Source organism: Streptosporangium sp. CA-135522 (assembly GCF_050949235.1).
GTDB lineage: Bacteria > Actinomycetota > Actinomycetes > Streptosporangiales > Streptosporangiaceae > Streptosporangium.
Genome location: NZ_CP192026.1, coordinates 4,139,649 through 4,151,138, shown reverse-complemented (window position 1 = coordinate 4,151,138; position 11,490 = coordinate 4,139,649). Strand labels below are relative to the sequence as shown.

Annotated in this window: 9 protein-coding genes; 2 read left to right on the top strand and 7 right to left on the bottom strand. The window is 68.5% G+C overall.

Annotated features, from left to right (window positions below):
• Positions 1-23: 23 nt before the first annotated feature.
• Entirely contained in the window at positions 24-1,481 is a 1,458-nt protein-coding gene (locus tag ACQPYK_RS19200; protein ID WP_433257018.1) for an aldehyde dehydrogenase family protein, read from the bottom strand.
• Between the two features lie 87 nt (positions 1,482-1,568).
• The gene (locus ACQPYK_RS19195) at positions 1,569-2,372 is read right to left on the bottom strand and encodes an IclR family transcriptional regulator (protein WP_433257016.1); all 804 of its coding nucleotides are present in this window, start codon (positions 2,370-2,372) and stop codon (positions 1,569-1,571) included.
• Positions 2,373-2,489: 117 nt separating this feature from the next.
• On the opposite strand from ACQPYK_RS19195, the gene purU reads away from it, so the two are divergent.
• Positions 2,490-3,347: a formyltetrahydrofolate deformylase gene (gene purU, locus ACQPYK_RS19190; RefSeq protein WP_433257014.1), complete on the top strand. Its 858-nt coding sequence runs from the start codon at positions 2,490-2,492 to the stop codon at positions 3,345-3,347.
• A 252-nt stretch (positions 3,348-3,599) separates the two neighbouring features.
• Here purU and betA read toward each other — a convergent pair whose 3' ends face one another.
• The gene (gene betA / locus ACQPYK_RS19185; RefSeq protein WP_433257012.1) at positions 3,600-5,240 is read right to left on the bottom strand and encodes a choline dehydrogenase; all 1,641 of its coding nucleotides are present in this window, start codon (positions 5,238-5,240) and stop codon (positions 3,600-3,602) included.
• Positions 5,241-5,372: 132 nt separating this feature from the next.
• On the opposite strand from betA, the gene ACQPYK_RS19180 reads away from it, so the two are divergent.
• Entirely contained in the window at positions 5,373-6,164 is a 792-nt protein-coding gene (locus ACQPYK_RS19180; RefSeq protein ID WP_433257010.1) for an IclR family transcriptional regulator, read from the top strand.
• On the opposite strand, the gene ACQPYK_RS19175 is transcribed toward ACQPYK_RS19180, so the two are convergent.
• The 4 genes from ACQPYK_RS19175 to ACQPYK_RS19160 all read right to left on the bottom strand — a co-directional run bounded on the left by ACQPYK_RS19175 (position 6,136) and on the right by ACQPYK_RS19160 (position 11,483).
• The gene (locus ACQPYK_RS19175; RefSeq protein ID WP_433257008.1) at positions 6,136-8,424 is read right to left on the bottom strand and encodes an FdhF/YdeP family oxidoreductase; all 2,289 of its coding nucleotides are present in this window, start codon (positions 8,422-8,424) and stop codon (positions 6,136-6,138) included. The genes ACQPYK_RS19180 and ACQPYK_RS19175 overlap by 29 nt on opposite strands.
• 84 nt (positions 8,425-8,508) lie before the next feature.
• The gene (locus ACQPYK_RS19170) at positions 8,509-9,639 is read right to left on the bottom strand and encodes an aromatic ring-hydroxylating oxygenase subunit alpha (protein ID WP_433257006.1); all 1,131 of its coding nucleotides are present in this window, start codon (positions 9,637-9,639) and stop codon (positions 8,509-8,511) included.
• Between the two features lie 135 nt (positions 9,640-9,774).
• Positions 9,775-10,401: an MBL fold metallo-hydrolase gene (locus tag ACQPYK_RS19165; protein WP_433257004.1), complete on the bottom strand. Its 627-nt coding sequence runs from the start codon at positions 10,399-10,401 to the stop codon at positions 9,775-9,777.
• Entirely contained in the window at positions 10,398-11,483 is a 1,086-nt protein-coding gene (locus ACQPYK_RS19160; protein WP_433257002.1) for an S-(hydroxymethyl)mycothiol dehydrogenase, read from the bottom strand. Before ACQPYK_RS19160 ends, ACQPYK_RS19165 begins: the two co-directional genes overlap by 4 nt.
• Positions 11,484-11,490 lie beyond the last annotated feature (7 nt).

The window sequence follows — 11,490 nt, the reverse complement described above, 5'->3', positions numbered from 1 at the left end:
GTCCGGGAATGGAAATCCGTTTGTCAGCCGCTGAACCACTGCTGCGGGTGGGGGCGGACGTTCTGCCATACATGCTTGATCTCGCGATACTCGTCCAGGCCGGCCCGCCCCAGCTCGCGGCCGACACCGGACTGCTTGAACCCGCCCCACTCCGCCTGCGGGACGTAGGGGTGGTAGTCGTTGATCCAGACGGTGCCGTGCCGCAGCCGACCGGCCACCCGCTGGGCCTTGCCCGCGTCCTGCGTCCACACCGCTCCGGCCAGGCCGTAGTCGGTGTCGTTGCCGAGGCGGACCGCCTCGTCCTCGCCGCTGAAACGCTCGACGGTGAGGACGGGACCGAAGGACTCCTCGCGCACCACACGCATACTCCGATGGCACTCGTCCAGGATGGTCGGCGGGTAGAAGTGCCCCTTGCCGGGGAGCCGTCGTCCGCCGCAGCGCAGCACCGCCCCTTCGGCGACCCCTGCCGCGACGTACTCCTCCACCTTGGCCAGGTGCTCGGCCGAGATGAGCGGTCCGGTCTCGGCGTCGAGGTCGAAGGGACCGCCGAGCCTGATGCGTTCGGCCCGGCGCACGACCTCGTCGACGAAGGCGTCGTGCAGGGAGTCCTCCACCAACAGCCGGGCGCCGGCCGAGCAGACCTGGCCGGAGTGGAGGAAGACCGCGGTCAGCGCGAAGTCGACGGCCGCTTCGAAGTCGGCGTCGGCGAAGACGATATTGGGATTCTTGCCGCCGAGTTCCAGCGCGACCTTCTTCACCGTCCTGGCCGCCGAGGCCATGATGAGCCGGCCCGTCGCCAGGCCGCCGGTGAACGACACCATGTCCACATCCGGGTGCTCGGCCAGCGGCGCGCCGACCTCGGCACCCGCGCCCAGCACGAGGTTGGCGACGCCCGGGGGCAGCCCGGCCTCCTCGAGCAGGCGCATGAACATGATCGCGGTGGACGGCGTGAGCTCGCTGGGCTTGAGGACGAAGGTGTTCCCGGCGAGCAGGGCGGGGGCGATCTTCCAGGAGGCCTGCAGCAGCGGGTAGTTCCACGGCGTGATGAGGCCGCACACCCCCACCGGCTCGTGGACCACGCGACTGATGGCGTCCTCGCGACCCGTGTCGATCACACGACCGGCCTCGGTTCCGGCGATGCCGCCGAAGTAGCGCAGGCACGCCACCACGTCGTCGACGTCGTATTCACTCTCGACGATCCGCTTTCCGGTGTCGAGCGACTCGGCCCGGGCGAAATCCTTCTTGTCCCGCTCCAGCAGGTCGGCCACCCGTAGCAGCAGGGCCCCGCGCTCACGTTCGGGGGTCGTGGGCCAGGGCCCCTCGTCGAACGCCTGGCGGGCCGCGGAGATCGCGATCTCGGTGTCCGCACCGGTGGCTTCCGCCACCGTCGCCACGAGGGTGCCGTCGGCGGGCGAGTGGATTTCACGGCGCCCACCCAGAACGGGATCTCGCCAGCTTCCACCCAGATAGAGATCTGTCACGAACGGGCCGTCCTTCCGGTTACCGCATGATCCGTTGCGTATGGCGCATCGGAATGCTTAACGAGAAACAGAATCGACCCTCCGCGTTCACCCAGTCAAGGCCCTGCCGTTTTCATTACCGTGCCAACCAAGTCGTGATGAAACCTGCTTCGCAGCCGCCACCACCTGCTCGGCCACGCCTGGAAGCCGCTCCGCGGGAAGGCGGAAGGTCGGGCCGGACACGCTCATCGAGGCGACGACCGTGCCTTCGACGTTCCAGATGGGCGCCGCCACAGCGGTGAGCCCGATCTCCAGTTCGTCGGCCGCGATCGCGTATCCACACCCCCTGACATCATCGAGCTCTTCTCCCAACCGCTGGGCGTCGGTGACGGTACGTTCCGTGAACGACTCCAGCGGACCGGCGGCCAACTTCTCCAAACGTTCCACGGGGGCATGGGCGAGCAACACCTTGCCGTTGGACGTGGCGTGCGCCGCCACGCGCCGGCCCGCCCAGTTGTAGGTCTGCAGAGCCGAAGGCCCGGCCATCTGGTCGACGTACAGAACCGCGTCGCGATCAAGAATGGCGATGTTGACGGTCTCGCCGACCGCCGCCGCAAGCTTCTCCCCGATGGTCCGGCTCTCTCGCACCACGTCGAGCCTGGCGGTCGTGGCGCCGGCGAGCCGGAGCACTCCCACGCCCAACCGGTACTTTCCCCGATCGGCGGTCTGCTCGACGAGCTCGTGCATCTCCGCCGTCATGATCAGCCGGAACGCCGTGGACCGGTGGACTTCCAGGTGCGCGGCGATCTCGCTGATCCCCAGCTCCCCGTGCCGGGCGAGCAGCTTGAGGATGGACAGCGCCCGATCGACGGACTGCACCGCAGCGCCATCCTTTTCCAGATTGTTGCTCATGGCACAACTTTAAGCGGGTTGCGCATCACCTCTTGACCCACACCGCAGAGGCGAGGCATTCTGTTGCGCATCAATCACTAGGTTGCGTATTACGCAATCGTACTCGCTGGAGCTTCCATGTCCCACCGCGAGTTCATCCTCACCGTGTCCTGTCGGGAAAAGCCCGGTCTCGTGCACGCGATCAGCAGCTTCCTCCTCCGGCAGGCGGGGAACATCCTGCAGAGCCAGCAGTTCGACGACCGGTTGCAGGATCGCTTCTTCATGCGGGTGCACTTCGACGTCGCCGATCCCGAAAAAGGGGTCGACGAGCTACGTGACGGATTCGGGCCAGTGGCGCAGTCCTTCCAGATGACCTGGCAGCTGGAAGACGCCTCGACCCCGACGCGGACCCTCATCCTGGTGTCCAAGTTCGGTCACTGTATGAACGACCTGCTCTTTCGCCGGCTCACCGGAGCCATGAACATCGAGATCCCCGCGATCGTCTCCAACCATCGCGAGTTCGAGTCGCTGGCGACCTCCTACGGCATCCCGTTCCACCACATCCCGGTGACCCCGGAGACCAAGCCCGCGGCCGAGGAGCGCGTCCTCGAACTCGCCAGCGAGCTCAAGGTGGACCTGGTCGTCCTCGCGCGCTACATGCAGGTCCTCTCCGACGGCATGTGCAAGGAGCTGGAGGGCCGGGCCATCAACATCCACCACTCGTTCCTGCCCGGCTTCAAGGGGGCCAGGCCCTACCATCAAGCCCACGAGCGAGGCGTCAAGCTCATCGGCGCGACCGCGCACTACGTCACCGCCGACCTCGACGAGGGGCCCATCATCGAGCAGGACGTGGCCCGCGTCGACCACTCCCTCGCCCCCGCCGACCTGGCCGCCATCGGCCGCGACGTGGAGGCGCAGGTGCTGGCACGGGCGGTGAAGTGGCACACCGAACGGCGCGTGCTGCTCAACGGCAACAGCACCGTCGTGTTCCGCTGACCCCTCTCTCCGTACGGACCCCCTTCCCACTCGTACAGGGAGGGGGTCAGACCCCCGTACGGATCCTCCCTCTCCTGTCTCCCGTAGAAGCCCTATGGGAGACAGGAGAGGGAATCAGACCCCGTACGGAATCCCCTTCCCGTACGGCTTACGCCCCCGGACCCCTGAGGCAGGGTCCGGGGGCGTATCTATTTCCCGCACGGCTTACGCCCCGGACCCCTGAGACAGGGGTCCGGGGCGTATCTATGGCCGCTACCGGCCGGCGTGCTTCTGGTGCCGGTAGAAGTCGGTCTTCTCCGCCTCGAGCGGGGTGTTGCCCAGGATCAGGTCGGCCGCCTTCTCCGCCACCATCATGACCGGCGCGTAGATGTTGCCGTTGGTGACGTACGGCATGACCGAGGCGTCCACGACGCGGAGCCCTTCGAGACCGTGCACCTTCATGGACAGCGGGTCGACGACGGCGAGGTCGTCGACGCCCATCTTGGCCGTGCAGGAGGGGTGCAGCGCGGTCTCGCCGTCCTTGGCCACCCAGTCGAGGATCTCCTGGTCCGTCTCGACTCTCGGCCCGGGTGACAGCTCCCCGGCGTTGAAGACGTCCATGGCGGGCTGGGTCAGGATGGCGCGGGCGGCCCGGACGGCCTCCACCCACTCCCGCCGGTCCTGTTCGGTGGACAGGTAGTTGAAGCGCAGGGCGGGGTGGACCCGGGGATCGGTGCTCTTGATCTTCACCGAGCCTCGCGCGTCGGAGTACATCGGCCCGACGTGCACCTGGTAGCCGTGCCCGCCCGAGGGCGAGGAGCCGTCGTAGCGCACGGCGATGGGCAGGAAGTGGAACATCAGGTTCGGGTAGTCGACCTCCTCGTTGCCGCGGATGAAACCGCCGGCCTCGAAGTGGTTGGTCGCCCCGGGCCCCGAGCGCAGGAACAGCCACTGGGCGCCGATCCAGGGCCGGTTACGCCACTTCATCGCGGGCTGCATCGACACCGGCTGCTTGCAGCCGTACTGGATGTAGACCTCCAGGTGGTCCTGCAGGTTCTCCCCGACCCCGGGCAGATCGTGCACGACGTCGACCCCGAGGGCTCCCAACTCGGCGGCGTTGCCCACGCCGGAGAGCTGGAGCAGCTGGGGCGAGTTGATCGCGCCGCCGCAGAGGATGACCTCACCCGCGCGGACCGTCTTGCCGTTGTACTCGACACCGACGGCGCGATCACCCTCGAAGAGGATCTTCGTGACGAACGCCCTCGTCTTGACCTCAAGGTTGGGGCGGCTCATCACGGGGTGCAGGTAAGCCCGGGCAGCCGACAGCCGGCGTCCCCGGCGGATGTTGCGGTCGAAGCGGGCGAAGCCCTCCTGACGGTATCCGTTGACGTCGTCGGTCAGCGGATATCCGGCCTGCTGCACCGCCTCGAAGAAGGCCCCGAACAGCGGGTTTCGCACCGGCCCACGCTCGAGCATGAGAGGCCCGCTGTGTCCTCGCATCGGGTCGTCAGGACCCGCGGCGAGGCAGTTCTCCATTCGCTTGAAGTACGGCAGGCAGTGGGCGAAGTCCCAGGTCTCCATGCCAGGGTCGGCACCCCAGCGCTCGTAGTCCAGGGGATTGCCTCGCTGGAAGATCATTCCGTTGATGCTGCTGGAACCGCCGAGGACCTTGCCGCGGGCGTGATAGATCCGGCGGCCGTTCATGTGCGGCTCGGGCTCGGATTCGTATTTCCAGTCGTAGAAGCGGCTGCCGATCGGGAAGGGCAGCGCGGCCGGCATATGGATGAAGACGTCCCAGAGAGAGTCTGGGCGACCGGCCTCCAGCACCAGCACTCGATTGGAGGGATCGGCGGACAGCCGGTTCGCAATAGCGCTTCCGGCCGATCCGCCCCCGACGACGACGAAGTCGTACATGTCTGCCTCGTCTCGCTCAAGCAGGGGTAGTGACGGCAATCGTATCGAATAGCGCAATACGTTGCACTATTCGCAACCAAGATTGTTGCCAATGGATGGACGTCGGTTCCTCATAGCGCTTACAGTCCCGCTATGGGCAACGATTCCTCCAACGGCCGCGCTGACAGCAGCGGCGGTGTCCAGTCCGTCGACCGGGCCATCAGCATCCTGGAGATCCTCTCGCAGCGCCGGGAGGCGGGCGTGAGCGAGATAGCCCTGGAGATCGCGGTCCACAAGTCGACCGCCTTCCGGTTGCTCGGGGCGCTGGAGTCCCGAGGCCTGGTCGAGCAGGCCGAGGATCGCGGAAAATACCGGCTCAGCTTCGGGATGGTCCGCCTCGCCGGCGGCGTGGCCGCCCGGCTGGACCTCACCCAGCAGGGCCGTCCCATATGCCGGCGGCTCGCCGAGGAGATCGGCGAGACGGTGAACCTCGCCGTCCTGCGGTCGCACTACGCGGTGAACCTGGACCAGGTGCGCGGGCCGGCGGCGGTCACCACGCAGAACTGGGTGGGACAGCTCACCCCGCTGCACGCCACCTCGAGCGGGAAGGTGCTGCTGGCCTCCCTCGACGACCGGCACCGGGCGCAGCTTCTGGAGGCCACCGGCTTCGAGCAGTACACACCGAACACGATCACCTCGGCCGACGCCCTCGGCGAGCAGCTGGAGCAGGCCCGGCACAGGGGTTACGCGGTCACCCTCGAGGAGTACGAGATCGGGCTGAACGCGATCGCCGCGCCCATCCGGTCCTATGACGGCGAGATCGTCGCCGCGGTCAGCGCCTCGGGTCCCGCCTACCGCTTCAGCCGGGAGCGGATGTGCGAGCTCGCCCCGGTCCTGATCGCGGGAGCGCGCGACATCAGCCACCGCCTGGGATACGCCGGCTGAGCCTCACCACGACGCTCTTGGACGTGGGGGTGTTGGAGGTCTCCGCGACCGAGTCCAGCGGCACGAGCACGTTGGTCTCGGGGAAGTACGCAGCGCAGCATCCCCGCGCGGTCGGGTAGGCGATGACGCGGAACGCCTCGGCCCTGCGCTCCCCGTCCGGCCACTCGCTGACCAGGTCGACCACGTCGCCGTCGGCCAGGCCCCGCTCCGCCAGGTCGTCGGGATGGACGAACACGACGCGGCGGCCGCCGCGCACGCCGCGGTAGCGGTCGTCCATGCCGTAGATCGTGGTGTTGTACTGGTCGTGGCTGCGGACCGTCTGCAGCAGGAGCCGGCCCTCGGGGACGCGCAGCACCTCCAGCGCGTTGACGGTGAAGTTGGCCTTCCCCGTCGCGGTGGGGAAACGCCGCTCGTCGCGGGGCGCGTTGGGCAGGGCGAACCCACCCGGGGCGCGGACTCGGGTGTTGAAGTCGCCGAACCCGGGCACCACCCGCGCGATGCGGTCACGGATCGCGTCGTAGTCGGCCGCCAGTTCCTCCCAGGGCACGTGGGGGTCCGCGCCGAAGACCTCCCGCGCCAGCCGGCAGACGATCGCCACCTCGGACAGCAGCTCCGCGGAGGCGGGGCGGAGCCGGCCGCGGGAGGCGTGGACCAGGCCCATGGAGTCTTCGACCGTGACGAACCGCTCGCCGTCGCGCTCGGTGCGCCCCAGCGTCGGAAGGATGAGCGCCTGCTCGCCGCAGATCGCGTGCGAGCGGTTCAGCTTGGTCGACACCTGCACCGTCAGCCGGGCCCGGCGCATCGCCGCCTCCGTCACCGCCGTGTCCGGGGTCGCGGCAACGAAGTTGCCGCCCATCGCGAAGAACACCTTCGCCTCACCCGATCGCAGCGCTCTGATCGCCTCCACGGTGTCCATGCCGTGATGGCGGGGCGGCTCGAAGCCGAACTCGTCACGGAGCGCGTCGAGGAAGTGCGCGGACGGTTTCTCGTAGATGCCCATCGTGCGGTCGCCCTGGACGTTGGAGTGTCCCCGCACCGGGCAGACACCCGCACCCGGCCGCCCCACGTTTCCGCGCAGCAGCAGGAAGTTGACCACCTCTCGGATGGTGGCGACGGAGTTCTTGTGCTGGGTGAGCCCCATCGCCCAGCACACGATCACCGATCGCGCCCCGAGCACCTCCCGCACGGTGTCCTCGATGGCCGGACGGTCCAACCCGGTCGCCTCCGCCACCTCCGCCCAGTCGAGGCCACGGACGTCCTTCTCCCACTCGTCGAAGCCGTGGGTGTGGGCCTCGACGAACTCGCGGTCGATCACCGATCCGGGGGCCCCGTCCTCGGCCTCCAGCAGCAACCGCGACAGGGCCTTGAACAGCGCCAGGTCGCCGTTGAGCCGGATCTGCAGGAACCGGTCGGCCAGCGTGGTGCCGCGCCCCACGACCCCGGACGGCCGCTGCGGGTTCTTGAACCGCAGCAGCCCGGCCTCGGGCAGCGGGTTGACCGCGACGATCCGCGCCCCGTTCCGCTTGGCCTTCTCCAGCGCCGACAGCATGCGCGGATGGTTGGTGCCGGGGTTCTGGCCGACCACGAAGACGAGGTCGGCCCGGTGCAGATCCTCAAGCGAGACCGTGCCCTTGCCGATGCCCAGGGTCTGGTTGAGGGCCGATCCGCTGGACTCGTGGCACATGTTGGAACAGTCGGGAAGGTTGTTCGTGCCGAAGCGGCGCACCAGGAGCTGGTAGACGAACGCCGCCTCGTTGGAGGTGCGGCCGGAGGTGTAGAACAGCGCCTCGTCCGGGCTGTCGAGCGCGCGCAGCTCCCGGGCGACGATGGCGAACGCCTCGTCCCAGCTCACCGGCACGTAACGGTCGGACCCGGCCGGCTTGTGCATGGGTTCGGTGAGCCGCCCCTGCTGACCCAGCCAGTAGTCGGTACGCCCGGCCAGCTCGTCGACGGTGTGCGCGGCGAAGAAGTCGCGGGTGACCCTGCGGGTGGTCGCCTCCTCCGCCACGGCCTTGGCGCCGTTCTCGCAGAACTCCGCCGGGCTGCGGTGCTCCCCCTCGGGCCACGCGCAGCCCGGACAGTCGAAGCCGTCCTTCTGGTTGACCCGGACCAGGGTCAGGAGCGTGCGGCCGGCGCCCATCTGGGCGTAGGACGTCAGCAGCGACCGGGTCACCCCGGGCATGCCCGCCGCCCACTCCTTGGGCGGGCCGACCTCGAGACCGTCCTCGGTGACGTCCTCGCGTGGGGCCTTCCTCGCCATCCCGACACCTCTTTCTTCCGGTTTTCCGGTTTCTTTCGGATCCGGGCTGCAAGGACGTCATCCTCAGCCTGTCGATCGCCCAATCTACGCGGGCTTGGTCCCCAGCCGCTCGAGCACCCAGTCGTGGAAGGCTCCGATGTGGTGCTCGCTCGGCACCAGGACCCCGCCCTGAGCGTACGCGCGGGAGTTCATCGCCGGCTGGCACCGTTCGCAGGCGTCGAAGTCCTGCACGTTCACCCGGTGGAAGAGCTCGACGGACGGACCGAGGTCCCTGCCCTCCTCGACGACGTCCTTGCGGAACAGCCAGTCGCACTCGACGATCGTCCGGTCGGCCGCCAGCGGGAACATCCTGTGGATGATCACATGGTCGGGCACCAGGTTGATGAACACCTGCGGCTTGATGGTGATCGCGTAGTAGCGGCGGTCCTGGTCCTCGCTCACTCCCGGGATCCGGTCCACCCCCTCGGACCCGTCGACCGTGAAGCCCTGGATGTCCTCGCCGAACTCGGCGCCGTGCCCCACGAAGGACTGCGCCGCGTACCCGTCGGCGAACTCCGGGAGCACCTCGGTGAGCTCTGGGTGGATGGTGGCGCAGTGGTAGCACTCCATGAAGTTCTCGATGATGAGCTTCCAGTTCGCCTTCACGTCGTAGACGATCCTGCGGCCCACCCCGAGGGCGTCGATGTCGTAGTTCTTGATCATCTCCTCGTCGCCCAGCCGGGTCACCACCTCGCCGACCACGTCCGCCTCGAACGACGGCGGCTCGTCGGCCAGGCACACCCAGACGTAGCCGAGCCATTCCCGGACGTGGACGTTCACCAGCCCGTACTCGACCCGGTCGATGTCGGGCATCTTGGTGAGGTTCGGGGCGGCGATCAGCTTGCCCTCGAGATCGTAGGTCCAGGCGTGGTAGGGGCACTGGAACGCCCGCTTCACCTCGCCGGACTCCTCGGTGCAGAGCTGGGCGCCCCGATGACGGCACACGTTGAGGAAGGCACGGATCGAGCCGTCCCTGGTTCGGGTGACGAGGATGCTCTCCCGCCCCACCTGAACCGTCTTGAAGGCGCCCGGCTTGCCCAGATCGGAGGAACGGACGACGCAGAACCACATCGACTCAAAGATCTGCGCCTGTTCCAGGGCGAAGACGTTCTCATCGGTGTAGTAGCTGCCGGGCAGGGTGGCGATCACGCTGGGGGGCAGGCTTCTCGTGGTCATCACGCCTCCTTCTGCTGCCGCGTTTGCGGGTTATGGTGTTCGGTTGTCCGCTCGTTCACACTTCACTCCTCAGGATGGAACCTGTACGGCTCGCACCTCGCGAGACCGCACGCGAGCCGTACGATGCGGGTCTTGTCAGTGGCCGCGGCGGATCCAGTCCTCCAGCTGGGGCGCCTCGGCCCCGATGCTGGTGTCCTGGCCGTGGCCGGTGTGCACGATCGTCTCGGGCGGCAGGCCGAGCAGCGTGTCCCGGATCGAGGAGATGATCGTGGGAAAGTCGCTGTGGGACCGGCCGGTGGCGCCCGGACCGCCGTTGAAGAGCGTGTCTCCGGAGAAGAGCACCCCGAGGTCGGGCACGTAGAGGCAGACGGCGCCGGGCGCGTGGCCCGGCGTGTGCAGGACGTGCACCGCCGTGCCGGCGACCTTCAGGATGTGGCCGCCGGCCAGCTCCGCGTCAGGCTTCGCCGTCGTGTGCGCGAGCCGCCACAGCACGTCGTCGGCGGGATGCAGGAGGATCGGTGCGCCGGTGCGCGCGGCCAGTTCCGGCGCCGCGCCGACGTGGTCGTCGTGGGCGTGCGTGCACACGATGCCGACCACCTGCCTGCCGCCGACCGCTGCCACGATCGCGTCCGCGTCATGGGCGGCGTCCACGACCAGCACCTGGTCGTCGTCCCCGAGCAGCCAGACGTTGTTGTCCACCTGCCAGGTCCCGCCGTCAAGGCTGAAGGTCCCCGAGGTGACGACATGTTCGACGCGCGTCACAGGACCACCACCGAGCGCAGCACCTCTCCGCGGTGCATCTTCTCGAAGGCGCTCTCGACCTCGTCCAGCTTGATCGTCTCGGTCACGAAGGCGTCCAGGTCGAACCGGCCCTGCAGATAGAGCGACACGAGCATCGGGAAGTCGCGGCTGGGCAGGCAGTCGCCGTACCAGCTCGACTTCAGGGCGCCGCCGCGGCCGAACACGTCCAGCAGGGGCAGCTCCAGCGTCATCTCGGGCGTGGGAACGCCGACCAGGACGGCGGTTCCCGCGAGGTCACGCGCGTAGAAGGCCTGTTTGAAGGTCTCCGGCCGGCCCACCGCGTCCACCACGACGTCGGCGCCGAATCCACCCGTGAGCTCGCGGATCGCCTCGACCGGATCTGTCTCGCGGGCGTTGACGGTGTGGGTGGCCCCGAGGAGGCGGGCCCCCTCCAGCTTCCTGTCGTCCACGTCCACGGCGATGATCTTGACGGCTCCGGCCAGGTTCGCTCCCGCGATCGCGGCGTTGCCCACCCCGCCGCAGCCGATGACCGCGATGCTGTCGCCCCGGCCGACCCCTCCGGTGTTGACCGCCGCGCCGAAGCCGGCCATCACGCCGCAGCCGAGCAGTCCGGCCGCCGCCGGAGAGGCGCTGGGATCGACCTTGGTGCACTGGCCCGCCGCCACGAGCGTCTTCTCCGCGAACGCGCCGATGCCGAGGGCGGGGCTCAGCTCCGTGCCGTCGGCCAGAGTCATCTTCTGCTTGGCGTTGTGGGTGGCGAAGCAGTACTGCGGGCGGCCTCGCAGGCAGGAGCGGCAGGATCCGCACACCGCCCGCCAGTTCAGGATGACGAAGTCGCCGGGGGCGACGTCGGTGACCCCGGCGCCCACGGCCTCGACGACGCCGGCCGCCTCGTGTCCGAGCAGGAACGGGAAGTCGTCGGAGATGCCTCCCTCGCGGTAGTGCAGGTCCGTGTGACAGACCCCGCAGGACTGTACCTTCACCAGGGCCTCACCCGGCCCGGGATCGGGAACGATGATCGTCTCCAGGCTGACCGGTGTTCCCTTGCCCCTGGCCACGACCCCGCGGACCTCGTGCATCATGATTTTC